This is a genomic window from Janthinobacterium sp. BCJ23 (assembly GCF_059617945.1).
This window is the reverse complement of the sequence record NZ_JCAQAW010000005.1, coordinates 402,131-427,171: the sequence shown is the minus strand read 5'-3', so window position 1 is coordinate 427,171 and position 25,041 is coordinate 402,131. Positions and strand designations below refer to the sequence as shown.

At 63.7% G+C, this 25,041-nt stretch carries 26 protein-coding genes and 1 tRNA gene; 23 read left to right on the top strand and 4 right to left on the bottom strand.

The window, feature by feature from the left end; all coding sequences use genetic code 11:
* Positions 1-26 precede the first annotated feature (26 nt).
* The 9 genes from AC54AG_RS18895 (at position 27) to AC54AG_RS18855 (ending at position 10,953) form a co-directional block, all read left to right on the top strand.
* Positions 27-1,649 carry a carboxyl transferase domain-containing protein gene (locus AC54AG_RS18895; RefSeq protein WP_496631268.1) on the top strand — a complete coding sequence of 541 codons (1,623 nt, stop codon included), beginning with the start codon at positions 27-29 and terminating at the stop codon, positions 1,647-1,649.
* Between the two features lie 22 nt (positions 1,650-1,671).
* Complete coding sequence (locus AC54AG_RS18890; RefSeq protein ID WP_035823218.1) at positions 1,672-2,460, top strand: enoyl-CoA hydratase/isomerase family protein; 789 nt, start codon at positions 1,672-1,674, stop codon at positions 2,458-2,460.
* Positions 2,461-2,505: 45 nt separating this feature from the next.
* On the top strand, positions 2,506-3,834 hold the full coding sequence (gene bioA / locus AC54AG_RS18885; protein ID WP_496631267.1) for an adenosylmethionine--8-amino-7-oxononanoate transaminase: 1,329 nt from the start codon (positions 2,506-2,508) through the stop codon (positions 3,832-3,834).
* 1 nt (position 3,835) lies between these two features.
* Positions 3,836-5,032: an 8-amino-7-oxononanoate synthase gene (gene bioF / locus AC54AG_RS18880; RefSeq protein ID WP_496631266.1), complete on the top strand. Its 1,197-nt coding sequence runs from the start codon at positions 3,836-3,838 to the stop codon at positions 5,030-5,032.
* On the top strand, positions 5,022-5,807 hold the full coding sequence (bioD, locus tag AC54AG_RS18875; protein ID WP_496631265.1) for a dethiobiotin synthase: 786 nt from the start codon (positions 5,022-5,024) through the stop codon (positions 5,805-5,807). The genes bioF and bioD overlap by 11 nt, the downstream gene beginning before the upstream one ends.
* A gap of 45 nt (positions 5,808-5,852) precedes the next feature.
* Positions 5,853-6,899 (top strand): biotin synthase BioB, encoded by a 1,047-nt coding sequence (bioB, locus tag AC54AG_RS18870; RefSeq protein ID WP_034752449.1) that lies wholly within the window; start codon positions 5,853-5,855, stop codon positions 6,897-6,899.
* A gap of 161 nt (positions 6,900-7,060) precedes the next feature.
* Positions 7,061-9,088: an acetyl/propionyl/methylcrotonyl-CoA carboxylase subunit alpha gene (locus AC54AG_RS18865; RefSeq protein ID WP_496631264.1), complete on the top strand. Its 2,028-nt coding sequence runs from the start codon at positions 7,061-7,063 to the stop codon at positions 9,086-9,088.
* Positions 9,089-9,098: 10 nt separating this feature from the next.
* Entirely contained in the window at positions 9,099-10,031 is a 933-nt protein-coding gene (locus AC54AG_RS18860; RefSeq protein WP_496631263.1) for a 2-hydroxyacid dehydrogenase, read from the top strand.
* Position 10,032: 1 nt separating this feature from the next.
* Positions 10,033-10,953, top strand: coding sequence for a hydroxymethylglutaryl-CoA lyase (locus AC54AG_RS18855; protein ID WP_496631262.1), 921 nt, complete (start codon positions 10,033-10,035; stop codon positions 10,951-10,953).
* Between the two features lie 161 nt (positions 10,954-11,114).
* On the opposite strand, the gene AC54AG_RS18850 is transcribed toward AC54AG_RS18855, so the two are convergent.
* Positions 11,115-11,191 (bottom strand) — tRNA-Pro (locus AC54AG_RS18850).
* A 205-nt stretch (positions 11,192-11,396) separates the two neighbouring features.
* Here AC54AG_RS18850 and AC54AG_RS18845 point away from each other — a divergent pair.
* From AC54AG_RS18845 to AC54AG_RS18835, 3 genes are all read left to right on the top strand, one after another.
* Positions 11,397-11,999: a hypothetical protein gene (locus tag AC54AG_RS18845; protein ID WP_338680190.1), complete on the top strand. Its 603-nt coding sequence runs from the start codon at positions 11,397-11,399 to the stop codon at positions 11,997-11,999.
* A 65-nt stretch (positions 12,000-12,064) separates the two neighbouring features.
* A complete protein-coding gene (locus AC54AG_RS18840; protein ID WP_496631261.1) occupies positions 12,065-12,676 on the top strand; it encodes a nucleotidyltransferase domain-containing protein in 612 nt (203 codons plus the stop codon).
* Entirely contained in the window at positions 12,615-13,052 is a 438-nt protein-coding gene (locus AC54AG_RS18835) for a hypothetical protein (RefSeq protein WP_496631260.1), read from the top strand. The genes AC54AG_RS18840 and AC54AG_RS18835 overlap by 62 nt, the downstream gene beginning before the upstream one ends.
* A 5-nt stretch (positions 13,053-13,057) precedes the next feature.
* Here AC54AG_RS18835 and rsmI read toward each other — a convergent pair whose 3' ends face one another.
* Positions 13,058-13,966, bottom strand: a complete 909-nt coding sequence (gene rsmI / locus AC54AG_RS18830; protein ID WP_070303149.1) for a 16S rRNA (cytidine(1402)-2'-O)-methyltransferase — start codon at positions 13,964-13,966, stop codon at positions 13,058-13,060.
* Between the two features lie 165 nt (positions 13,967-14,131).
* On the opposite strand from rsmI, the gene AC54AG_RS18825 reads away from it, so the two are divergent.
* The 7 genes from AC54AG_RS18825 (at position 14,132) to AC54AG_RS18795 (ending at position 19,020) form a co-directional block, all read left to right on the top strand.
* Entirely contained in the window at positions 14,132-15,343 is a 1,212-nt protein-coding gene (locus tag AC54AG_RS18825; RefSeq protein ID WP_496631259.1) for a penicillin-binding protein activator, read from the top strand.
* A gap of 9 nt (positions 15,344-15,352) precedes the next feature.
* Positions 15,353-15,712 (top strand): YraN family protein, encoded by a 360-nt coding sequence (locus AC54AG_RS18820; RefSeq protein WP_058049121.1) that lies wholly within the window; start codon positions 15,353-15,355, stop codon positions 15,710-15,712.
* Between the two features lie 57 nt (positions 15,713-15,769).
* Complete coding sequence (locus AC54AG_RS18815; RefSeq protein ID WP_034752465.1) at positions 15,770-16,366, top strand: phosphoheptose isomerase; 597 nt, start codon at positions 15,770-15,772, stop codon at positions 16,364-16,366.
* The gene (locus AC54AG_RS18810; RefSeq protein ID WP_034752466.1) at positions 16,359-17,042 is read left to right on the top strand and encodes a BON domain-containing protein; all 684 of its coding nucleotides are present in this window, start codon (positions 16,359-16,361) and stop codon (positions 17,040-17,042) included. Before AC54AG_RS18815 ends, AC54AG_RS18810 begins: the two co-directional genes overlap by 8 nt.
* 81 nt (positions 17,043-17,123) lie before the next feature.
* Complete coding sequence (locus AC54AG_RS18805) at positions 17,124-17,645, top strand: peroxiredoxin family protein (protein WP_496631258.1); 522 nt, start codon at positions 17,124-17,126, stop codon at positions 17,643-17,645.
* A 92-nt stretch (positions 17,646-17,737) separates the two neighbouring features.
* Complete coding sequence (locus tag AC54AG_RS18800; protein ID WP_070303152.1) at positions 17,738-18,328, top strand: sigma-70 family RNA polymerase sigma factor; 591 nt, start codon at positions 17,738-17,740, stop codon at positions 18,326-18,328.
* Positions 18,325-19,020: an anti-sigma factor gene (locus tag AC54AG_RS18795; protein ID WP_496631257.1), complete on the top strand. Its 696-nt coding sequence runs from the start codon at positions 18,325-18,327 to the stop codon at positions 19,018-19,020. Before AC54AG_RS18800 ends, AC54AG_RS18795 begins: the two co-directional genes overlap by 4 nt.
* A 106-nt stretch (positions 19,021-19,126) precedes the next feature.
* Here the strand turns inward: AC54AG_RS18795 and AC54AG_RS18790 are convergent, their stop codons facing one another.
* The gene (locus tag AC54AG_RS18790; protein ID WP_496631256.1) at positions 19,127-19,549 is read right to left on the bottom strand and encodes a PaaI family thioesterase; all 423 of its coding nucleotides are present in this window, start codon (positions 19,547-19,549) and stop codon (positions 19,127-19,129) included.
* Between the two features lie 84 nt (positions 19,550-19,633).
* Positions 19,634-20,791 (bottom strand): PepSY-associated TM helix domain-containing protein, encoded by a 1,158-nt coding sequence (locus tag AC54AG_RS18785; protein WP_496631255.1) that lies wholly within the window; start codon positions 20,789-20,791, stop codon positions 19,634-19,636.
* A 221-nt stretch (positions 20,792-21,012) separates the two neighbouring features.
* Here AC54AG_RS18785 and AC54AG_RS18780 point away from each other — a divergent pair, with 221 nt between their 5' ends.
* From AC54AG_RS18780 to AC54AG_RS18765, 4 genes are all read left to right on the top strand, one after another.
* Positions 21,013-21,558: a YbhB/YbcL family Raf kinase inhibitor-like protein gene (locus AC54AG_RS18780; RefSeq protein ID WP_496631254.1), complete on the top strand. Its 546-nt coding sequence runs from the start codon at positions 21,013-21,015 to the stop codon at positions 21,556-21,558.
* Entirely contained in the window at positions 21,548-22,369 is an 822-nt protein-coding gene (locus tag AC54AG_RS18775) for a helix-turn-helix transcriptional regulator (protein WP_496631253.1), read from the top strand. Before AC54AG_RS18780 ends, AC54AG_RS18775 begins: the two co-directional genes overlap by 11 nt.
* A 66-nt stretch (positions 22,370-22,435) precedes the next feature.
* Positions 22,436-22,780, top strand: coding sequence for a hypothetical protein (locus tag AC54AG_RS18770; RefSeq protein WP_496631252.1), 345 nt, complete (start codon positions 22,436-22,438; stop codon positions 22,778-22,780).
* A 90-nt stretch (positions 22,781-22,870) separates the two neighbouring features.
* Positions 22,871-25,027, top strand: coding sequence for a TonB-dependent receptor (locus AC54AG_RS18765; RefSeq protein WP_496631251.1), 2,157 nt, complete (start codon positions 22,871-22,873; stop codon positions 25,025-25,027).
* Positions 25,028-25,041: the final 14 nt, after the last annotated feature.

Genomic DNA, 25,041 nt, shown 5'->3' with positions numbered 1-25,041 from the left:
CCGGGCGATAATAAAAAGGAACCGCAATGCCGCACATCGAAAGCAAACTCAATCCGCGCAGTGAAGATTTCAAGGCCAATGCCGCGGCCATGCAAGCCATCGTCGACGATTTGCGCGACAAGGTGGAAAAGATCGCGGCCGGCGGCGGCGAAGCGGCTGCCGCCAAGCACCTGGCGCGCGGCAAACTGCTGCCGCGCGACAGAGTGCAGATGCTGCTCGATCCCGGCACGCCCTTCCTCGAATTTTCCCAGATGGCGGCCTACGCCATGTACCAGGACGCCAAGGGCGTCGATGCGGCGCCCGCCGCCGGCATCATCACCGGCATCGGCAGGGTCTCGGGCCAGGAATGCGTCATCGTCTGTAACGACGCTACAGTCAAGGGCGGCACGTATTACCCGATGACGGTGAAAAAGCATTTGCGCGCCCAGGAAATCGCCGACCAGAACAACCTGCCGTGCATCTACCTGGTCGACTCGGGCGGCGCCAATCTGCCGAACCAGGACGACGTCTTCCCCGACCGCGACCATTTCGGCCGCATCTTCTACAATCAAGCGAATCTGTCGGCCAAGGGCATCCCGCAGATCGCCGTCGTGATGGGCTCTTGCACGGCCGGCGGCGCCTACGTGCCAGCCATGAGCGATGAATCGATCATCGTCAAGGAGCAGGGCACGATTTTCCTCGGCGGCCCGCCGCTGGTGAAAGCGGCCACCGGTGAAGTGGTGACGGCCGAAGACCTGGGCGGCGGCGACGTGCACACGCGCTTGTCCGGCGTGGTCGACCACCTGGCGCAGAACGATCTGCATGCGCTGTCGCTGGCGCGCACCATCGTCTCAAACCTGAACCGCACCAAGCCGCAGCAGATGGCGCTGCGCGAGTCCATCGAGCCGAAATACCCGACGCAGGAACTGTATGGCGTGATCCCCGTCGATACGCGCAAACCGTTCGACGTGAGGGAGGTGATCGCGCGCATCGTCGACGGCAGCGATTTCGACGAATTCAAGGCCCGCTACGGCACCACGCTGATCTGCGGCTTTGCGCATATCTATGGGGTCAAAGTCGGCATCATCGCCAACAACGGCATCTTGTTCTCGGAATCGGCGCTGAAAGGCACGCATTTCATCGAATTGTGCTGCCAGCGCAAGATCCCGCTGGTGTTTTTGCAAAATATCACGGGCTTCATGGTGGGCCGCAAATACGAAAACGAGGGCATCGCCCGCAACGGCGCCAAGATGGTGACGGCTGTCGCGACGGCCGCCGTGCCGAAATTCACGGTGATCATCGGCGGCAGCTTCGGCGCCGGCAACTACGGCATGTGCGGCCGCGCGTTTTCCCCGCGTTTCATGTGGATGTGGCCCAATGCGCGCATCTCCGTCATGGGCGGCGACCAGGCCGCTTCCGTGCTGGCGACGGTCAAGCGCGACGGCATCGAAGGCAAGGGCGGGCAGTGGAGCGCGGACGAGGAAGCGGCCTTCAAGCAGCCGATCAAGGATCAATACGAACACCAAGGCCACCCCTACTATGCCACCGCGCGCCTGTGGGACGATGGCGTGATCGACCCGGCCGACACCCGCATGGTACTGGGCCTGGGCCTGTCGGCCGCGCTCAACGCCGAGATTCCGGACACGAAGTTCGGCGTATTCCGCATGTAACGGGCAATAAGGAGAGAAGACCATGGAATTTGAAACCTTAAAGCTGGTCATCGAGGGCAATGTCGCCACCGTGACCCTGAACCGTCCCGACGTGCGCAATGCCTTCAACGAGACGACGATCGCCGAACTGGCGCGCGCCTTCGAGGGCCTGGGACGCAGCGACATGGTGCGCGCCATCGTCCTGGCGGCGAATGGCGCGGCCTTTTGCGCCGGTGCGGACCTGAACTGGATGAAGAAGATGGCAGGCTACACGCATGCCGAAAACCAGGCCGACGCGCTGCAGCTGGCGCAGATGCTGCGCACGATTTACCTGTGTCCCAAGCCCGTCGTGGCGAAGATCCAGGGCGACTGTTATGCGGGCGGCATGGGCCTGGTCGCCGCATGCGATATCATTCTGGCTGCGGAAGACGTGCATTTCTGCCTGAGCGAGGTGCGCCTGGGACTGATCCCGGCCACTATTTCACCGTATGTCATCAAGGCCATGGGCGAAAACGCGGCACGCCGCTATTTCCTGACCGCGGAGCGATTCTCCGCGCAAGAGGCGCTGCGCATCGGCTTTGCCCACGAGGTAGTCGAGGCAAGCGCGCTGGACGCGAAAACGGCCGAGGTGCTCAAAGCGCTGACGGGCAACAGCCCGCACGCTGTGGCGCAAGCGAAAACGCTGGTGCGCGAGATCGTCGGCCAGCCGGTCGACGACGCGCTGCTGGCCGACACGGCCGAGCGCATCGCGCAAATCCGCGCCTCGGAGCAGGGACGCGAAGGCGTGCAATCGTTCCTCGACAAGCGCAAGCCGAGTTGGCTCATGGGCTAGTTAATAGTCTAAAGCCCATGGTCTAAGAATATCATTGGAGCAGTTTTGAAAGCAGAAAAACAATCGGGCTGGGTCGAACGCAGTCTGCGCAGCGTGTGGCATCCGTGCACGCAAATGCAGCACCACGAGACTGTACCGCTCATCCCCGTCAGCCATGGCCGCGGCGCCTGGCTGTACGACCACGAAGGCCGACGCTACCTGGACGCCATCAGCTCCTGGTGGGTGAACCTGTTCGGCCATGCGAATCCGCGCATCAATGCGGAACTCAAGGACCAGCTGGACCGCCTCGAACACGCCATGCTGGCCGGCTTCACGCATGAACCGGTGATCGAGCTGTCAGAAAAACTCTCCGCATTAACTGGCGGCGTGCTTGGCCACAGCTTTTACGCGTCCGATGGTGCATCGGCCGTGGAAATCGCCCTGAAAATGAGTTTTCACGCATGGCGCAACAGCGGCAAGAGCGAAAAACAGGAATTCGTCTGCCTGAAAGGCAGCTACCACGGCGAAACCATCGGCGCCCTCGCCGTCACCGATGTCGCCCTGTTCAAGGATGCCTACGGCCCCCTGCTGCGCGCCACGCAGACGGTGATGTCGCCCGACTTTCGCCAGGCAGCCGAGGGCGAGACCGCCGAGGACGTGGCGCGCCGCGCGGCCGCCGAAATCGAGCAGCTGTTCCAGCAAAAAGCGGACAAGATCGCCGCCATCATCATCGAACCGCTGGTGCAGTGCGCGACCGGCATGGCCATGCACGACCCGCTGTACCTGTCCCTGGTGCGCGCCCTGTGCGACCGCCATCAAGTCCATTTGATCCTCGATGAAATCGCGGTCGGCTGCGGCCGCACGGGCACCTTCTTTGCGTGCGAGCAGGCCGGCATCTGGCCCGATTTCGTCTGTCTCTCCAAGGGCATCAGCGGCGGCTATCTGCCGCTGTCCCTCGTGATGACGCGCGAAGATATCTACCAGGCGTTCTACAGCACCGACGTGCGCCGCGGCTTTTTGCATTCGCATTCGTACACGGGCAACCCGCTGGCCTGCCGCGCCGCGCTGGCGACCCTGTCGATTTTCGAGGAAGACGATGTGCTGGCGGCCAACCACGCACGCGCTGAAAAAATCACGCGCGCCCTGGCGCCGCTGGCGCAGCACGAGCGCGTAAAACACTTCCGCCAGCAGGGCATGATCTGGGCCTTCGATGCGGTGGACGCTGCCCCGGATTTTTCGCGCCGCTTCTTCAGCACGGCGCTGGAACACGAACTGCTGATGCGCCCCATCGGTTCCACCGTCTACCTGATGCCGCCGTACATCCTCGACGACGAAGAAATCGCGGGCCTGGGCCAGCAGACGCTGGCCGTCTTCAACCATGTGATCGGGACCTGAGATGGAACTGATCGCGCGATTACAACAGCAGCTGCAAGGGCTGGAAGAGCGTAGCCTGATTCGCCGCCGCCGCACCGTCGACACGCCGTGCGCGCCGCGCCTGACGGTGGATGGGCGCGAGATGCTGGCCTTTTGCAGCAATGACTACCTGGGCCTGGCCGCGCATCCGCGCATCGTCGCCGCGCTGAAAGAGGGCGCCGACCTGTATGGCGCCGGCAGCGGCGCTTCGCACCTGATCAGTGGCCACAGCCGCGCCCACGCGCAGCTGGAAGAACGCCTGGCCGCTTTCGTGGGCGCCAACCTGGAACAAGCGCGTGCCCTGTATTTCTGTACAGGCTACATGGCGAATTTAGCTGTGCTGACGGCCCTGTCGGCCGGCGATCCGGACGCCGAGATTTTTTCGGAAGCGCTGAACCACGCCTCGCTGATTGACGGCACGCGCCTGGCCCGCGTCAAGACGCGCGTGTATCCGCACGCCGACCTCGATGCCCTGGCGGCCCTGCTGGCGGCCAGCACGGCACAGACGAAAATCGTCGTCACCGACAGCGTCTTCAGCATGGATGGCGACCTGGCGCCGCTGCCCGCGCTGCTGGCCCTGTGCGAGCGCTATGGCGCCTGGCTGGTGGTCGACGATGCGCACGGCTTCGGCGCGCTGGGAGCCGCTGGCCGTGGCGCGCTCGAACATTTCAATCTGCATTCGCCCTACCTCGTGTATGTGGGAACATTAGGAAAATCGGCTGGCGTGGGCGGCGCCTTTGTGTGCGCGCACGAAGCCGTGATCGACACCCTGATCCAGAAGGCGCGTCCTTACATCTTCACCACGGCGGCCCCGCCCGCGCTCGCGCATGCGCTGCTGGCCAGCCTGGACATCATCGCCGGGGAAGAAGGAAAACAACGCCGGGCTCACCTGGCGGCGCTGGTGGCGCAATGGAATGACGGCTTGCAGCTGCGGCGCTGGCAAGCCTTGCCATCGCTCTCCGCCATCCAGCCCGTCATCATCGGCGAGAATGCGGACATGCTGGCCGTCGCCGCCCAACTGTACCAGCAGGGACTGTGGGTCGGCGCGATCCGCCCGCCCACCGTGCCAGCTGGCACGGCGCGCCTGCGCGTGACCCTGTCGGCCGGCCACACGGCGCAGGAAGTGGCGCAATTGATCAATGCAGTCAACATCCTGGAAAGGACTCGCCATGAGCCTTGATGATCCTATCGTGGCGGACGTGCTGGCGGATCTGGCGCCGGCCGTGCAGCCTTCGCCGGCGGCCACCGGCCTGCCATCGCGCTTTGCCTGTTTCGTTACCGGCACCGACACGGAAATCGGCAAGACCCTGACCTCGTCGGCCCTGCTGCACGCGCTGGTCGCGCGCGGCGTGCGCGCCTGCGGCATGAAGCCAGTGGCCGCCGGCGCCGAAATGCGCGACGGCGAACTGCATAATGAAGACGCCGACAGCCTGATCGCCGCCGGCAACGTCACCATGCTGCGCAGCCTGACGACACCCTATATGCTGAAGGAACCGGCTGCACCGCACATTGCCGCCGCGCTCGAAGGCGTGAGCATCGAGTCCGTGCCGATCCTGGCCGCCTACCTGGAAATCGCCGCCGCCTCGGACGCTGTCGTGGTCGAAGGCGTGGGCGGTTTCCGCGTGCCGCTGTCCAGCGATTTCGATTCGGCCGACCTGGCGCAGCAGCTCGATTTGCCCGTGATCCTCGTCGTCGGCATGCGCCTGGGCTGCATCAGCCAGGCCTTGCTGACGGTGGAAGCCATCGAAGCGCGCGGCTTGACGGTGATCGGCTGGGTCGCCAACACCCTGGAAGTGGAAATGCGCTTCTTCGACGAAAATATCGATGCGCTGATCGAGCGCATCCCGGCACCGCTGCTGGGCAGGGTGCCGCGCCTGGCGCAGCCGAGCGCGGAAGCGGCGGCCGCATATCTCGATTTCACCGGCTTGCCCAACTGGCCGGCGCAGCAGAATTAAACCGAACACTTAACGTAGCTAAAAAATAGAAGCGAAGGAATCACCATGTCCGTAGTCCAAGAAGCAGCAAAAACCGTCGAACTGCACCGCCCCGCGGCGCGCATCACCCTGCCCGAAGCGGCCACCTGGCCCATCGATGATGTGCTGGCCCTGTTCGACTTGCCTTTCAATGACCTGATGTTCAAGGCCCAGCAAACCCACCGCGTCAACTTCCCCGACGGCGACGTGGAACTGGCGACCCTGTTGTCGATCAAGACGGGCGGCTGCGAGGAAGACTGCGGCTACTGCCCGCAGGCGGCCCGCTACGACACGGGTGTGGAAGCGAAAAAAATCCTCGACATCGACACGGTGCTCGACGCGGCCCGCCAGGCGAAAGCCAATGGCGCCACGCGCTTCTGCATGGGCGCCGCCTGGCGTGGCCCGAAAGACCGTGACATGGACAAAGTCGAAGAGATGGTCAGCAAAGTCAAAGCGCTGGGCCTGGAAACGTGCGCCACCCTGGGCATGCTGGAAGAGGGACAAGCGGACCGCCTGAAGAACGCGGGCCTGGACTTCTACAACCACAACCTCGATACGGCGCCCGAGTTCTACGACAACGTCATCTCCACGCGTGAATACCAGGACCGCCTGGATACCCTGGGCCGCGTGCGCGAAGCAGGCTTGAAAGTATGCTGCGGCGGCATCGTCGGCATGGGCGAGACGCGTCTGCAACGCGCGGGGCTGATCGCCCAGTTGGCCAATCTGAATCCGTATCCGGAATCGGTGCCCGTGAACCACCTGGTGCAGGTCGAAGGCACGCCGTTGTTTGGCCTGGAAGCGCTGGACCCGTTCGAATTCGTGCGCACGATCGCCGTGGCCCGCATCACCATGCCGAAAGCGCGCGTGCGCTTGTCGGCCGGCCGCCGCCAGATGGGCGAAGCCGTGCAAGCGATGTGCTTCCTGGCTGGCGCCAACTCGATCTTCTACGGCGACAAGCTGCTCACCACCGACAACCCGGAAGCGGAAGACGACCGCGTCTTGCTCGGCAAACTGGGCTTGCAGACGCGCGGCGCCATGCTTGAATCGGTACAGAAAGAGAAGTGCGGCTGCTGATGACAGCCTTGTCGGGTGACGCCGTGCCGGCTAACCCGATCTACGAATACCGCCTCACCATGCGTAGGTCGGCTTAGCGCAAAGCGCGTAAGCCGACACGCCAGCACACAACGTCCATAACAAGAGACAGCTGCCCCTTTTTGAGAGAATAGAGAGAGACCATGTTCACTAAAATCCTGATCGCCAACCGCGGCGAAATCGCTTGCCGTGTCGCCGCCACCGCGCGCCGCATGGGCATCCAGACCGTCGCCGTGTATTCGGAAGCGGACGCCAATGCCAAGCACGTCGCCGTGTGCGACGAAGCCGTATTGATCGGCCCCGCGCCGGCCAAGGAAAGCTATCTGTGCGGCGACAAGATCATCGCCGTGGCGCTGGCGACAGGTGCGCAGGCGATCCACCCAGGCTATGGTTTCCTGTCCGAGAACGCCGACTTTGCCGACGCCTGCCACGCTGCGGGCCTCGTCTTCATCGGCCCGCCGGCATCGGCCATGCGCGCCATGGGTTCCAAGTCGGCCGCCAAGTCGCTGATGGAAAAAGCCAATGTACCGCTGGTACCCGGCTACCACGGCGAAGAACAGGATGCGGACTTCCTGCACGGGCAGGCCGACAAGATCGGCTACCCCGTGCTGCTGAAAGCCTCGGCCGGTGGCGGCGGCAAGGGCATGAGAGTCATCGAGCATTCCGATGACTTCAAGGCCGCGCTGGCCTCGTGCAAGCGCGAAGCGATCAGCTCTTTCGGCGACGACAAGGTGCTGGCCGAGAAATACCTGTCGCGCCCGCGGCATATCGAAATCCAGGTGTTCGCCGATACACTCGGTAACTGCATTTATTTGTTCGAGCGCGATTGTTCGGTGCAGCGCCGTCACCAAAAGGTGCTGGAAGAAGCCCCGGCGCCGGGCATGCCAGCCGAACGCCGCGCCGCCATGGGCGAAGCGGCCGTCGCCGCCGCCAAGGCCGTCGGCTACGTCGGTGCGGGCACGGTGGAATTCATCGCCAACCAGGATGGCTCGTTCTACTTCATGGAGATGAACACGCGCCTGCAGGTCGAGCACCCGGTGACAGAAATGATCACCGGCACGGACCTGGTGGAATGGCAGTTGCGCGTCGCCTTTGGCGAACCGCTGCCGAAAAAACAGAGCGAATTGACGATCCACGGCCACGCCATCGAAGCGCGCATCTATGCGGAAAATCCGGAGAAGGGCTTTTTGCCATCGATCGGCACCCTGCGCCACATGCAGTCGCCATCGGCCGTCACGTTCGAACTCGGTGGCACGGTGGTGCCGGCGTCCGTGCGCATCGATTCGGGCGTGCGCGAAGGCGACGCGATCTCGCCATTCTATGATCCGATGATCGCCAAGCTGATCGTCTGGGGCGCGGACCGCCGCGAAGCGCTGGCGCGCATGGCGCAGGCACTGGCCGACTACCAGATCGTGGGCCTGGCCAGCAATATCGCCTTTTTGAAACGCCTCGTTGAAGGCCAGGCATTCAGCTCTGCCGATCTCGACACGGGCCTCATCGAGCGCAATCAGGCATCGCTGTTCCCCGCCTTGCAAGCGGCGCCCGACACGGCCCTGGCGCTGGCGTCCGTCGCCCTGCTGCTGGAAGAAAAAGCGGCGGCCGAAACGCAATCGGCCAACCGCGCCGACCCGTGGGGCAATGCCCTGGGCTGGCGTCTGAACAGCACCCTGGGTCGCAGCCTGTCGTTCGCCGATGAATTCACCTTGGCTGGCGAGGGCAAGGCCTACGCGGCACGCGTTGCCTACAAGACGGATGGCTGGCTGTTCAACGGCCATCCCTTGAGCCTGACGGCGCACACAGGCAACGAACTGCACATCAAGCTCGGCGAGCGTGCCGTGCATGGCACCGTGCTGCGCGACGGCGAACAGTTCCACGTATTTACCAACGGCTTGCACTACACCCTGCACTACAACGATCCGATGGCGCATGCGGGCGAAGTGGAAGCGGAGGGCGGGCGCCTGACGGCGCCGATGCCGGGCAAGGTCGTCGCCGTACTGGTGAACAAGGGCCAGGACGTCAAGAAGGGCGAGCCTCTGGTCATCATGGAAGCGATGAAGATGGAACACACGATCGCCGCGCCGCACGACGGCCTGGTGGAAGACGTGCTGTATGCGGTCGGCGACCAGGTGGCCGATGGCGCACCGCTGCTGGCCTTCAAGGCAGCCGCATAGAGGTAAGCACATGCGCATCCTGTTACAACGTTCGGACGGCAAGGAAGCGGCGTGGATCAGCGACTTCCGCGACTTGCTGCCCGAAGCCGACATTTTCTTCTGGCGCGAAGGCGAAGCGGTTGAACCATGCGACTATGCCGTCGTGTGGCAGCCGCCCGCCGCCATGCTGCCCGAGCTGGCCCACGTCAAAGCCATCTTCAACACGGGCGCCGGCGTCGACGCGCTGTTGAAGTTTGGCGACGCGCTGCCCGCCCACGTTCCACTGGTCCGTCTCGATGACGCGGGCATGGGCGTGCAGATGGCCGAATATGTGAGCCACGCCGTGCTGCGCCACTTCCGCCGTTTCGACGATTACGAGGCGCAGGGCCGCGCCGGCATCTGGCAGCCGCTGCCTGCGTTCGACAAGGCGGACTTTCCTATCGGCGTGCTGGGCATGGGCGTGCTGGGCACGCGCGTGCTCGAAGCGCTGGCGCAGTTCGAGTTCCCGCTGCGTGGATGGAGCCGCAGCCCAAAACATGCCGATGGCGTGGCGTGCTTTGCGGGCGAAGAGGGGCTCGAAGCATTTTTGCGCGGCACGCGCGTGCTCGTGTGCATGCTGCCGCTCACGCCAGAGACGCACAACCTGCTCGACCGCGCACGCCTGTCGATGCTGCTGCCGGGCGCCTACGTCGTCAACGTGGCGCGCGGCGCGCATATCGCCGAACCGGATTTGCTGACGCTGATCCGCTCCGGGCATATCGCGGGCGCGACCCTGGACGTGTTCCGCAACGAGCCGCTGCCGCAGCAGCACCCGTTCTGGCAAGAACCCCGCATCACCATCACGCCGCATATTTCGGCCGCCACCCTGCGCCGCGAAAGCGTGGCGCAGATCGCCGCCAAGATGCGCCGCCTGCAAGCCGGAGACTCTGTCGCCGGCATCGTCAACCGTTTGCAAGGATATTGAGATGAACCCTACTACCAGTCTGCCCAAGCAGGTCAAGATCGTCGAAGTGGGTCCGCGCGACGGCCTGCAAAACGAAAAGGAAACCATCAGCGCCGCCGTCAAGATCGAACTGGTCGACCGCCTGACGCAGGCCGGCTTCGTCAACATCGAGGCGGCGTCCTTCGTCTCGCCGAAATGGGTGCCGCAGATGGCCACCAGCGCGGAAGTGATGGACAAGATCGCGCGCCGCGCCGGCACGATTTATTCGGCGCTGACGCCAAACATGCAAGGCTTTGACGCAGCGCTGGCGGCGAAGGCCGATGAAGTGGTGATCTTCGGTTCCGCGTCCGAAGCGTTCTCGCAAAAGAACATCAATTGCTCGATCGCCGAATCGATCGCCCGCTTCGAAGGCGTGGCGAAAGCGGCCAAGGAACACGGCCTGCGCCTGCGCGGCAGCATCAGCTGCGCCTTCGGCTGCCCCTACCAGGGAGACGTGCCGCTGGACGCCGTGGCCGACGTGGTGGGCCGCATGCGCGACCTCGGTTGCGACGAGATCGACATCGCCGACACCATCGGCGTGGCCACGCCGCGCAAGACGCAGGCGGTGATGGAGCGCGCGATTGCCGCCTTCCATGTGGGCGGGCTGTCCGGCCACTTCCACGACACCTACGGCCAGGCGCTGGCGAATATCTACGCCAGCCTGGAAACGGGCATCGCGATCTATCACTCGTCCGTCTCGGGCCTGGGCGGCTGCCCGTACGCCAAGGGCGCCACCGGCAACGTGGCCACCGAGGATGTGCTGTACATGATGCAGGGGCTGGGCATCGCCACCGGCATCGACCTGGACCTGGTGGTGGACGCTGGGCAGTTCATCTCGCAGCAGCTGGGCCGCAAGGGTTCGAGCCGTGCGGGCAATGCGATCGCGGCGAAGCGCGCAGGCTGAAATTTGGGGTCAGACCCTCAATGCCGCTGGCGTCAAGCTCAGTGCCAACACATCCGGGGGTCTGACCCCGGCAGTGAAGACTCCTGCAGTGTGAATGCAGTGCTCCGTACAGGCGAAAAAAAACCCAAGAGCCTAAACTCTTGGGTTTTTTTCTACAAATTTGGTCGGAGTACAAGGATTCGAACCTTGGACCCCCTGGTCCCAAACCAGGTGCGCTACCGGGCTGCGCCACACTCCGAAGACCAAGATAATACAGGCCGTATCGACTTCGGTCAAGGGTCAGGTGAAACTCTCTGTAAATTATTTACGCGCGGCACTGAGACCCATGTATTTTTCAACATGCCGGAAATATGCGACACTGGCTTGGCAAGTTTTCCCGATCAGACATGAAGGCGACGACGGCAATGGAGTTCAGGATAGAAAGAAGCGGCGGCGGCCAGCCCATGCCGAGCCGCCGCGGCATCGTGCTGGGCATCGCCGTGTCCTTGCTGCTGCATGGCGCATTGATCACTCTGTGGCGCCATGTGCAGCCAGCCGCGCCACCGGACACGGCCCCGCGCGTGGAGTCGATCGCCGTGTGGATACGTCCGCTGGCCGCCAAGCCGCCCCCGCCGCCCGTCGAAGTCGTCAAGCCGAAGCGCGAACCAAAACCCATCAGCAAGCCGAAACTCGCCACGACCCGGGAAACGCCGGCGGCGCCCACGGCGCCAACATCGAGCCCGCAATCCGTCACGGTCGTGCCGGCATCACCGGCCACGCCGGCGGCCAGTCCCGATACCGTCAGGCAAGAAACGCCGGAAACGCCAAAGTTCGACATGGAAGCGGCCAGGAAAACGGCGCGCAAGATGGCCGGCGAGCGCGATCCATCCAAGGTGGGTACGGCCGTGGGGCAAATCCCCGACAAGCCGCTGCAAACGGAAACCCAGCTGGCGCGCGACATTGCGCAGGGCAAGCGCGGCGATTGCCGCACCGCCTATTCAGGCGCAGGCTTGCTGGCCCCCGTGTTGATGTTGTTGGACAAGAAGGATAGCGGCTGCAAGTGGTGAGGGTTGACTTGACTATACCCATATTGGGTACTAACATACCCAATATGGGTATTTATGCAGACACATTGTTTTCCAAGACACAGCAGCGCGTGCTGGCCTTGCTCTTTGGCCAGGCACAACGTTCTTTCTATGCGAATGAAATCATTGCCTTCGCGGCTATCGGCTCCGGCGCCGTGCAACGCGAGCTGGCCAAGCTGGTGAAATCGGCCCTGGTCACGGTGAAAAAAGTAGGCAACCAGAAGCATTACCAGGCAAATCACGATGCGCCGATATTCGATGAGCTGCGCAGCATCGTACTGAAAACCTTCGGCGTGGCAGATGTGCTGCGCGTCGCGCTGCAGCCGCATTGGCAGGAAATCGACTTGGCTTTCGTGTACGGTTCGATGGCCAAGGGCACGGAACAGGCGCACAGCGATATCGACCTGATGCTGATTGGCAGCATGGCGTCGAACGCCCAGTTGCTGGAAGCACTGCAGCCAGCACAGCAGCAGCTGGGGCGCAGCATCAACCCGACCTTGTACACGCCAGAAGAATGGCGGCAAAGAATAGACGAGGGCAAGTTGTTCGTCGTGCGCGTCCTCGAACAGCCCAAGATTTTTGTCAAAGGGGGCGACGATGAATTTATCAAGCTTGCAGGCGCTGGCGAATCTGACGCGCATCGGCCAGCTCAAGGCTGAGCCACCCGACGCACGCGAACGGGCCGGCTTACTGCGCTCGGCCAGCGTGCGCCTGCACGATGCCAGGCAAGTGATACTGTCGCTGGAAAGCCGCTTCGATCTGGCGTATAACGCGGCGCATGCGGCCGCCTTGTCTGCACTGCGTCAACATGGTTATCGCAGCGATAACCGCTATCTGGTCTTTCAAAGCCTGGAACACACGCTGGGGTTCACGCCACAGCAGTGGCTGCTGTTAAACCAGGCGCACAAGAAGCGCAACCTGGCCGAATATGAGGGCGAACTGGATGTCACGGCAGGCTTTGTCGATGAACTGATCGAACATGTGGAACGGTTACTCGCGGCGGCAAAGGTACTGGATGTCCCGCCGCCATTGTAACTTCCTTATTCCTGCCCCTTCAACTGCAACGCCCGCTCATACAGGGCATTCTTCTTGCGGCCCGTGATCTGCGCCGTCAGATTCGCTGCCTGCTTGACGCTGCATTCGGCCAGCAGGATATTGAGGATGCGCTCCGCTTCCACGTCTTCCGCGTCCTGCGCTTGCGTCGCGCCTTCGAGCAGGACGACGAATTCTCCCTTTTCGCGGTGCGCGTCAGCACGTATCCACGCTTCCGCCTCGGACAGGGGGCAGCGGTGGATTTCCTCGAACAGTTTCGTCAGTTCGCGCGCGAACACCACCTGGCGCGTCGGTTCGAACGCTTCCACCAAGGCCGTGGCGCAATCGAGGATGCGGTGCGGCGCCTCATAGAACACCATGGTGGCCGTCACGCCGCGCAGGCTGTGCAGCATGTTTTCGCGCTGCTTGGCTTTCGCGGGCAGGAAGCCGACAAAGTAGAACTGGTCGTTCAACAGGCCGCTGGCGGAAATGGCGGTGATCGCCGCCGACGGGCCGGGCAGGGGCAGCACGCGCAAGCCGGCCGCGCGCACGGCATCGACGATGCGCGCGCCCGGGTCGGACACGGCGGGCGTGCCGGCGTCGGAAACGAGGGCGATGCGCTCGCCGGCGTGCAGGCGGGCGATCAGGGTCTGCGCCACTTCGCGTTCGTTATGTTGATGCGCCGCAATCAGGGGCTTGTTCAAGCCAAAGCGCGTCAGCAGGTGCGCCGTGTTGCGCGTATCTTCACAGGCGACGGCGTCGGCAAGGCTCAGCAGATGCAGCGCGCGAAGGCTGATATCGGTCACATTACCGATCGGCGTGGCCACTATATACAATGTTGCGATAGGATAGACCTGGTGCGCCGCCTCTGTCATGATGGGCAGGCTGGCGATGGAACTGATTTCTTGTACGGTCATTTTGGAGGTTAAATGCTTGCTAATAGTGTGAAGTTACTGCTTGTTTGTGCCGCGACCGGCATGCTGAGCGCTTGCAGCACGCCTTGCGACGCGCCCGGGCAATTGTGCGCGCCTATTGAATCTAACACAAGGGCGCTGCCGCCACCGAAGCCGCTGCCACCGCCCGTGCCGCCCAAGCCGCCCGCGCCCGAACCGGTGACGTTTGCCGTGGCCGTACCCGATATTACCGCCTACGACGGCAATGGCGCGCCGCTGGCGCCCATCAATACCAAGCCGGCGACCGGCACGCCGCAGGACATGCCGGCCGCCACAGCGCCGGCGTCGTCGGACGGCAAGGTCCACCACATCGGCCTGCTGCTACCGCTGCGCTCCGCTTCCCTGGGCCCGGCCGCCGAACTGCTGCGCGCCGGTTTCATGGCCGCGTATGAGCGCGACCGCAGCGGCTTTGAAGTGACGGTGATCGACACGGGCGACGGCAGCAGCGACGTGCTGAACAAGTTTGCGCAAGCACAGGAAGAACAGGACATCGTCGTCGGGCCTTTGTCGCGCTCGGCCGTCACGGCCGTGGCGAACAGCGACCTGGTACGCAAGCCGACGATCGCCCTGAACCACCCCGACAACCGCGGCGAGGCGCGCCTGCCGGCCAAGCTGCTGGTGATGGGCTTGTCGATCGAGGCGGAAGCGCGCCAGGTCGCCGCCTGGGCCGCCAGCGAACAGCCGGGCGCCAGCGCACTGGTCCTGTCGGCCGGCTCGCCCTCGCAGCGCCGCATCAGCGCCGCCTTCAAGCAGGAATGGCTGCGCCAGGGCGGCAAGATCGAGACGATGGACTTGACGGCCACGAATGGCTACCTGAGCGATGCCGAGCTGGTGCAGCTGCGCGCGCGCCTGGCCGCCACGCCGCCGGGCCTGCTGTTTGCCGCGCTCGACGCCGACCAGGCGCGCCAGCTGCGCGTGGCCATCGGCAGCGATCTGCCCCTGTATGGCACCTCGTCCTTGAATCCCGGCGCCGGGCGCGGCGCCAGCGGCCCCGAGCTCGACGGCGCGCGCTTGCTGGACCTGCCATGGCAAGTGCAGCGCGAGCATCCGCAAGTCATGGTGTATCCGCAGCCGCCGCAACCGGCCGACGCCCGCCTGACGGCCGACATGGAACGCCTGTACGCGCTGGGCATCGATGCCTTCCGCGTGGCGCGCGAAGTGGCGCTGCGGCCGAACGCGCCATTTACCCTTGATGGCGTGACGGGCCGCCTGGCCGTGCGCTTCGAGAACGATCAAAGCGTATTCGAACGCACGGAACAGGCCGCCACCTATCAGCAGGGCGTGCTGGGCACCTGGCCACCGGCCGCGCCGGCGCCTGCCGCCGTACCGCCGGCCCAATAAGGACACGCCATGCCACCCCTGCCTTTCCAGAATAAACAGGCACGGGGACGGCAAGGGGAAGACGATGCGCTCGCGTATCTGCTGCTGCAAGGCCTGGTGCTGCTGGAGCGTAACTATCTGTGCAAGGGGGGCGAGCTGGACCTGATCATGCGCGATGGCGCATCGGTCGTCTTCGTCGAAGTGCGGCTACGCAGCAGTGCAGCCTTCGGCGGCGCCCTGGCCAGCATCACGCCAGCCAAGCAGCGGCGCATGACGGTGGCCGCGCAAACCTGGCTGCTGGGGCAAAAGACCGTGCCGCCGTGCCGTTTTGACGCGCTGGCCATCGATGGCGGGCGCATCAGCTGGCTAAAGAACATCCTCGATATGTAAGCATTTTTAACAGTGCTTGTCCGCCATGCCGCGCGCCTGCACTATAATCGGCAGACTATGAATAATCAACGCATCCTCTCGCACTTCCACGAAAGTGCCGAACTCAAGATCCAGGCCGCCACCGTACTGGCGCAACCCATTGCGCAGGCGATCGACCTGATGTTTTATGCATTGTCCAACGGCAACAAGATTCTCGCCTGCGGCAACGGCGGTTCCGCCGCCGACTGCCAGCATTTCGCAGCCGAGCTGGTGGGGCGCTTCGAACGCGAGCGCTTTCCGCTGCCGGCCCTGGCGCTGACGACGGATACGTCGATCCTGACGGCCGTGGCCAACGACTACAGCTACCGCGAGATCTTCTCGAAGCAGGTGCAGGCCTTCGGCCAGGCCGGCGACATCTTGCTGGCCATTTCCACGTCGGGCAATTCGGCCAACGTGATGGCCGCCGTGGAAGCGGCGCTCGAGCGCGAAATGCGCGTCGTGGCGCTGACGGGCAAGGACGGCGGCGCCATCGGCAAGATGCTGACGGACGCCGACGTGCATATCTGCGTGCCGGCCGAGCGCACGGCGCGCATCCAGGAAGTCCACCTGACCACCATACATTGCATCTGCGACGGCATCGACGTCGCGCTATTCGGAGGAGACGTGAATGACTAAATTCGGTACTGGCCCAGGCTGGAAACGCGTACAACGCCCGCTGGCCACCGCACTGCTGTGCGGCGCCATGCTCACCTCGCTCACCGGCTGCATCGAATTGATGGTCGGCGGCGCGGTGATGGGCGGCGTTGCCGCAGCGGACCGCCGCACCCTGGGCGCCCAGACCGAAGACAAGTCGATCGCCGTCAAAGGCGAGTCGCGCATCCCCTCGATCACCGGCGACGTGGGCCATGTGAACGTCACCAGCTTCAACCGCCGCGTCCTGCTGACGGGCGAAGTGCGCGACGAGGCGATGAAAAATGCCGTCGAGCGCGAAGTGCGCAATATCGAAGGCGTGGAATCGGTGGCCAATGAATTGATCATCGCCGGTCCGGCCAGCTACACCTCGCGCTCGAACGACGCGCTGATCACCACCAAGGTCAAGGCCAGCCTGGTCGACATGAAAACCATCTCGGCCGCCTCGTTCAAGGTCGTCACGGAAAACGCCACCGTCTTCCTGATGGGCCGGGTCACCCAGCGCGAAGGCACGGTCGCGGCCGACGTGGCGCGCGGCGTGGGCGGCGTGCAGAAAGTAGTCAAGCTGTTCGACTACATTTCGGAATCGGAACTGAAGCAGTTGCAGCCCGATCCGGCGCCAGCACGCACCACCAGCACTGGCGACACGGCGCAGCAATAAACGCCTCCTCCGTTTGACCTACGGCTTTGATGCGGCGATATGGCTATAATGGCCCATCGCCGCGCTTTTCAAGTAAAAACCATGTCAACTTTGCCATCCGCAAGCAAGTCCTGGGTCAAGCCAGCCCTGATCGCCGTCTTCGTGGCGGGCGTGGCCGCCGCCGCTTATCTGTCGCTCAATGACAAGCAAAGCGCACCGGACGTGACCTTCCACGGCATCCATGGCGAAAAAATCACGTCGGCCAGCCTGCGCGGCAAGGTCGTGATGGTCAATTTCTGGGCCACCTCGTGCACCACCTGCGTGGCGGAAATGCCGGACATGGTCGACACCTACAACAAGTACAAGGGGCAGGGACTGGAATTCGTGGCCGTGGCCATGAAATACGATCCGGCCAACTACGTGCTGAACTTCGCCGAAACGCGCCAGCTGCCGTTCAAGGTGGCGCTCGACGTGACGGGCGAGGCGGCCAAGGCCTATGGCGACGTGGCCCTCACGCCCACCACCTTCGTGCTCGACAAGCAGGGCAAGATCCTCAAGCGCTACGTGGGCAAGCCGGAATTCGCCGAACTGCACAAGCTGCTGGAAACCGCCATCGCCGGTTAAGGCTCGGCACCGCACAAAACCTTGTTGCCAAGTGTTATCAACCTGTTATAACCTTCCCAGGCGTGATCCCACTCCCCTTGTGAAGGCCAGCCGTGCCCCTAGCCGCTCAATCGCTCGACCCGCAGCAACTGAAAACCTGGCTGCTCGCCACCGGCAACAAGGACGCCTCCGCGTTCCGCCAGCTATATAACTCCACCTCATCGAAACTGTTTGGCTTCGCGCTGCGTATATTGCATAAGCAAGAGCTCGCAGAAGAAGCCTTGCAAGAGGGTTTCGTCGCCATCTGGAACAACGCCGCCACATATCAAAGCCATCTGGCGGCGCCGATGACCTGGATGGCCACCATCGTGCGCAACAAGGCGTTCGATGTGCTGCGGCGCAGCGACGATACCGTGGAAATCGATGCCGAACAGTTTGATAGCGAAGTCATGAATGCACTCCGAGACCCCCAGGCCACGCCGATCGAATCACTGCAACTGAGCGGTGACGCCAAGGCGCTGGCGTTTTGCATGTCCGCCTTGGAAGGGCTGCACCGGCAGGTGGTCGCCCTGGCGTTCTATCATGACCTGTCGCACAGCGAAGTGGCGCAGCAGATGTCGCTGCCGATCGGCACCGTGAAGACCTGGATACGCCGCAGCCTGGAACGGCTGCGCACGTGTCTGGCGAAACGGGAGGCATCATGAATATCCGCGGCAATGACACCCTGCGCCAGAAACTGGCGTCCGAATACGTGCTCGGCACCTTGAAAGGCGGCGCGCGGCGGCGCTTCGAAGGCTGGCTGCACAATGACGCCGACTTGCGCAATATCACGGCCGAATGGCGCCAGCGCCTGGAACCGATGGCCGAATTTGCCACGCCCGTGGCGCCGCCCAAGCGCGTGTGGCAGCAGATCGAGCAGCGCCTGCACCTGAAGCAGCAGGGCGGCTGGTCCTTGTTCCGCGATTCCCTGTCGTTCTGGCGTTCGCTGGGCATGGCCTCGAGCGCCATCGCAGCGCTGTTGGTCATCGTCGTGGCCACGCGCGTGATGGACGCGCCGCAAATCAGCTATGTGGCCAGCCTGACGGACGAGAAAGCGCAAACGGCCCTGCTGTTGACGGCCGACAGCCGCCACGGCGCGCTCGAGGTGCGCATGGTGGGCAACGCACCCGTGCCGAGCGATAAGGATCTGGAACTGTGGGCCGTGCCGAAGAGCGGCAACCCGCGCTCCCTGGGTTTGCTGGCCGACAAGGGCAACGTGAAACTGGCCTTGTCCCAGCGCGCCATCGGCAGCGACGTGGCCTTGCTGGCCGTTACCCTGGAGCCGAAAGGCGGTTCGCCGGATCCGAATGGGCCGACGGGACCAATCTTGTACAAGGGTAACTGGGTGAAAATCTAACCCGAAGGCAAAAATCCGGGGTCAGTCCCTTCGGGATCGGAATTTGCCCCATTGGGACAAATTCCCCCGCCGGGTCTGACCCCAGCAGTTGATTTAGGGTGTCGGTTTATTTGGGATATAAAATCATCTGCGTGCAGCGGAACAAGGCAATCGTATTGCCCGTTTCCTTGCTTTTCACCACAGCATCCCACACTTGCGTGTTGCGGCCCTTGTGCTCGACCTTGGCCGTGCAGGTGAGCGTGCCTTCGCGGGCCGTGCCCAGGTGGTTCGATTTCAATTCGATGGTCGTGAAATTGCTGGCGCCTTCAGGCAGGTTGACGATGCAGCCATAGCCGGAAGCCGTGTCAGCCAGGGTCACCACGCTGCCCGCGTGCAGGTAGCCGTTCGGCGCCAGCAAATGCGGCAGCACGGGCAATTCCGCCGTCAACTGGCCGTCGCCCACTTCCGTGATGACGATGCCCAGGTGGCCGGGCAGGCGGCCCGTGCCGCGTTCATTCAACATTGCTACGGTGATCTCGGGATTGCTCATGCTGGTCCTTGTGCGGGTGAGTCGGGGATACGCCGGAAAATACTATGATGATAGCAACTTTCCCGGCAACGGTCTGGCGACCGCTTATTTCCGGCCGCGCCGCCGTTTCCACCACACCAATGTCCCTGTCAGCATGAACAGCAGCGGCATCAGGCCAAAGGCGGTAATAAAACTGCGCCCGGCCACGCCAAACGCCTGGCCCGAGTGCAGGGGGAATTGCCAGCCCAGGAAGACGTCGCCGGCCGGTGCCCGCAAGGGATCGCGTATGCGCAGGGGCAAGCCGCTGCGCGCGTCGAGGGTGATGCGCGTGGCACCGTCGCCCTCGGCGATTTCGCCAGGCTGGCGCACGCGCACGTCATACGGCTGGTCCTTTTTCGCCGGCAGCACGATGCGCGACACGCGTGCCTGCGGATACAGCTGCTGCGCGGCGGCCATGGCCTGGCCCGCATCGAGCAGGTCGCCATCCTGCCGCAGATTTTTCAGTTTGGCCTTGTCCGGCGCCGTCGAGACGAGCTCCACCAGCGGCACGATCAGCTGCGGCAAATTGAAATAGATACCGGAAAAAGCGAGCACGGCCAGTACGGGCGCGGCAAAAAAGCCCGCCGCCTTGTGCAGGGTGTAATTGAAGCGGGGCCAGGAACCGCCATGCGACACCGTCAGCGCGCGCTTGATCGCCGTCCACTGCAGGCGCGGCCACCACAGATAGATGCCGCTCAAGGCCATCAGCAGCAACATCACGCCCGAGATACCCGTAATGGTTTTACCCACTTCGCCCGACAATAAATAACGGTGCAGATGAAACATGCCCGACATCAGCAGCGGGCGCGTGAGGCCGAAACGCCCCCAGTCGCGCTCGCCTTTGACTTGCAGGGTGTAGGGGTCGACCATCACCTGGCGCACGATGGCCTGGCTGAAAGGCGACGGTTTGCCGGCTTGCCGGTACGAGGCCACGTACACGTCGCGCGCATCGGCGGGCGGATTGAGCTGGGCCGGCTTGCCGTAAGCGGGGTCGGCCGCGAGCCCATCGACCACCGCTTGCACCGTGCGCGGCGTCACCTGGAACACCTGGCCGGGCGCGGGCGTGCTCGCCTGCAACAGGGTCGGATTCAGGTATGCGTCGAGCTCCGGCATCCAGGCGATGGCGGAACCCGTCAAGCCCAGCAGGACGAACAGGGCGCCGAACCACAGGCCCACATACAGGTGCAGCTTAGCGAACAACCACTTGATCGGGCGTTTGGACATGGGGAGGCGACTCGGGGAAATTTGGGCTGCAGAACGATAGCATGAAAGCTCCGCACTGAAAATCATGCGCAGGCAGGAAACGGCAAACGCAACAACACGCTCATGGGAACATTGAAATCAGGTGGAAACGAGCGTTTTGGCACCATCATCGAGCGCATCGGCATCGCGGGTAACTGTTGCACGGCATACACTTTCCCCTATACTTCATCGAAAGGAAAACCATGACCACCTCCCGTTTGCTTGCCATCACGCTGGGTCTCGCTGTGCACCTGGGCGCCCACGCCGCCGACTTTACCGTCACCAGCACCGACATCGCGCCGGGCCAGACCCTGGCGCCGGCGCAAGTATTCCAGGGCTTCGGCTGCACGGGCGGCAACCTGTCGCCGCAATTGTCATGGCACGGCGCGCCGGCCGGCACCAAAAGCTACGCCGTCACCCTGTACGACCCGGACGCGCCCACGGGCAGCGGCTGGTGGCACTGGAGCGTGTTCAATGTGCCTGCCAGCACCACTTCCTTGCCGGGCGGCGCCACGGCCAGCACCCTGCCGGCGGGCGCCATGCAAGGACGCAACGATTACGGCGACAGCGCCTACGGCGGCGCCTGCCCGCCACCGGGCGACAAGGCGCACCGTTACCAGATCACCGTGTGGGCATTGAGCGTGGACAAGTTGCCGCTGGACCAGCACGCCAGCGGCGCCATGCTCGGCTACATGCTCAACGCCAACGCGCTGGGCAAGGCGCAGCTGACGGGACTGTATGGCCGATGAGATCGACGCGGTGGCCCTGAGCGAACTGCGCATCGCCCACGGCACCATCGAGGCGCGCCGCGCGCAAACCCTGCGCCGCGTGCCCGTCTTTCAGAGCGCCCTGTGCCGCGTGCGGCAGGGAACGAAGCTGCTGGAATGGGGCGCTCGCCAGGCCCGCGCCGGCACGCACGACGTGGTGCTGATGCCGGCGGGACAGGAATTGGGCGTGGCCAACCTGCCCGGCGCGCAAGGCTACCGGGCCGAAGTGCTGAGTTTTTCACCGGCCCTGATCGCCCGTTTCCGCGCGCGCCATGGCGGCCTCGTCGATACCCAGCTGCGCCAGGCGGCCACGGCCAGCCTGTGCGTGCCGCTCGACGTGCATGCGGCACTGGCCTGGGACCAGCTGATGGCCAGCCTGGCGAGTAGCGCACCGCCCGCGCTGCTGGCGCACCAGGCGGAAGGCTTGCTGCTGGCCCTGGCACTGGGCGGCCATTGCGGGCCGCTGCTGCTGGACCGCCGTGATCCGCTGGCTGCGCGCGTGCAGCAAGTGCTGCTGCTGGACCCGGGCGCCGACTGGAGCGTGGCCAAAGTCGCCAGCCATCTGCACCTGGGCGCGTCCACCCTGCGCCGCCAACTGGCCCTGGAGCAACGCCACTTCCGCGCCATCCTGGAAGACGTACGGCTGGGACTGGCCTTGCAGGAATTGCAATCTGGCATCTTACCCATCGGCGACATCGCGGCCGCCTGCGGCTATGCCTCGCCCTCGCGCTTCGCGGCCCGTTTCCGCCAGCACTACGGCCTGTCGCCGCGCGCACTGCGCGCCACCCTGTAGCTCCCTCTAGCGCAAATCACGCAACAAGCGCTGACAACGGGGCGATTTTCTTGCTACTATGCGCCCATGTCTTCCCGCCAGCCCACCCGCAAGCTTGCTCATCACGGTGCCACCGCCCTCGCGCGCACGCCGTGGCGGCTGTGCGTGGCGCTGTTCAGTGCGCTGGCCCTCGTGTTCCTGCTGTCGACGGCCGCCTCGCACCTGCACAAGACCACCTTTGATGCGGAAGAGTGCGCGCTGTGCGCCACGGCCATCGACAAGGTGGCCGACATCGCCGTGCCGCCGGCCATCACCGAGCCACCCGCCCAGTTACTGCCGTACCGCTTGCTGGCCATCGCGCCCGCCACCCTGGCGCCCGTCGCCGCCCTCATCCTGCCGCCCGTGCGCGGCCCGCCTGCCGCCTCACTGTAGTTCCCACGCTGTTTTTCCTTTTTCAGGCTGCCCCTAGTCGCGCGTTCATGCGCGCCGGGCCGCCTGGCGTTGACTATTTTGAGGTTCATCATGCAACACACACCACGCCTGAGCGCGCTGTCGCTCGCCCTTGCCAGTCTGTTTACCGTTTCCGCCCATGCCGCCGAGCCTGCCGAGGCCAGTGCCGATACCGCACCGCAAGACATGCAAAAGGTGGAAGTCACGTCCGCCCACCTGAAAAGCGCCCGCATCGAGCTGTCACCGAAAGTCGGCACCACCATCTACAGCATCGACAGCCACATGGTCGACATGCTGGGCCAGGGCGACAACACGCCATTCAATGAAGTGCTGCTGCGTCTGCCGGGCGTGTCGCAGGATTCGAAGGGCTCCGGCGCCCTGCACGTGCGCGACGACCATGCCAACGTGCAATACCGCATCAATGGCGTGCAACTGCCGGAAAGCATCACCGGCTTCGGCCAGTCGATCGACACGCGCTTGATCGACAAGACGGATTTCATGACGGGCGCCTTGCCGGCCCAGTTCGGCCTGCGCACGGCGGGCATTGTCGATATTGAAACGAAAGAGGGTGGCATGACACCAGGTGGGCGCATCGGCATCATGGTCGGCAGCCACGACCACGTGGAGCCGAGTGCCGAATTTTTTGGCAGCGTGGGCAAGTTCAATTACTACCTGTCCGGCAGCTACCTCGGTAACTCCCTGGGCGTGGAAAACCCGCAAGACACGCGCAGCGCCCTGCACGACAAGACGCGCCAGAACAAATCGTTCGGCAGCCTGTCGTATTTCCTCGATGACAACACGCGCCTGGGTACCATGTTCGGCACGTATAACGGCCGCTTCCAGATCCCGAACAACCCGAACCAGGCACCGGCCTTCTCGCTCGATGGCCACAGCGATGCGCAGGCGGGCACAGCCACGTTACCGTCGTCGCAACTCAATGAAAACCAGCGCGAAGTGAACCGCTTCCTCGTGTTGTCGCTGCAAAAAAGCCTGGGCGACGTCAATTACCAGGTCTCGGCCTTCCACCAGTATTCGGAGCTGCACTTCACGCCGGACTCCATCGGCGACCTGATCTACAACGGCGTGGCTTCGGACTCGCGCCGCGCGAACAGCGCTTCCGGTGCCCAGTTCGACATCAGCTACAAATTGCACCAGGACCACACTGTGCGCGCGGGCCTGGCCTACACGCGCCAGAAGACGACGAGCGACAACACGGTGGCCGTCTTCCCGGCAATCGACGGCGCGCAAACGTCCACCACACCGATCACGGTGCTGGACAACAGCGGCAAGACGGGCACCCTGGCCAGTTTTTACCTGCAGGATGAATGGCATATCAGCAAGCCTTTGACCCTGAACTATGGCGCCCGTTTCGACAAAGTGTCGGCCTACACGAGCGAACAGCAATGGAGCCCGCGCGTCAACCTGGCGTATCAGCTGGCGCCGGGCACGGCCCTGCACGCCGGCTATTCGCGCTACTTCACGCCGCCGCCGCAGGAACTGGCGGCCCAGGGCAGCATCGACCTGTATGCGAACACGACAAATGCGCCGGAAATCGGCCAGTCGGACAACGTCAAGGCCGAACGCACGCATTACTACGATGTGGGCATCAGCCACCAGGTCAATTCGAAACTGACCGTGACGGCCGATGTGTACTATAAAAAGATCAACAACCTGCTCGACGAAGGCCAGTTCGGCCAGGCATTGATTTTGACGCCGTTCAACTATGCGGACGGCTACGCCAAGGGCCTGGAGTTATCGGCCATCTACAGCGAGAAAAACTGGGGCCTGTTCCTCAACGCCAGCACGCAAAAGGCGCAGGGGCGCAACATCAATTCGGGCCAGGCGCTGTTTGGCGCCGATGAGTTGAACTACATCAGCCAACACTATGTCTACCTCGATCATGACCAGAAATACACCTTGTCGGGTGGTGGACACTATCACTTTGGCGATTCGCAAGTAAGCGCTGACTTCCTCTACGGCAGCGGCCTGCGCATGACCCCGGACGGCGGCGCGCCGAATTCCGGCCATTTGCCAAGTTACTTCACCGTCAACACGGCGCTCACGCACACGTGGAAGAACACGCCGCTCGGCAAGGTGGAAGGACGTTTGGCCCTGATCAACCTGTTCGACAAATCGTATCTGCTGCGCGACGGTTCCGGCGTGGGCGTGGGAGCGCCGCAGTACGGCGCCCGCCGCAGTTTCTACGCAGGCCTCTCAACCAGCTTTTAACCGTTACGCGCGAA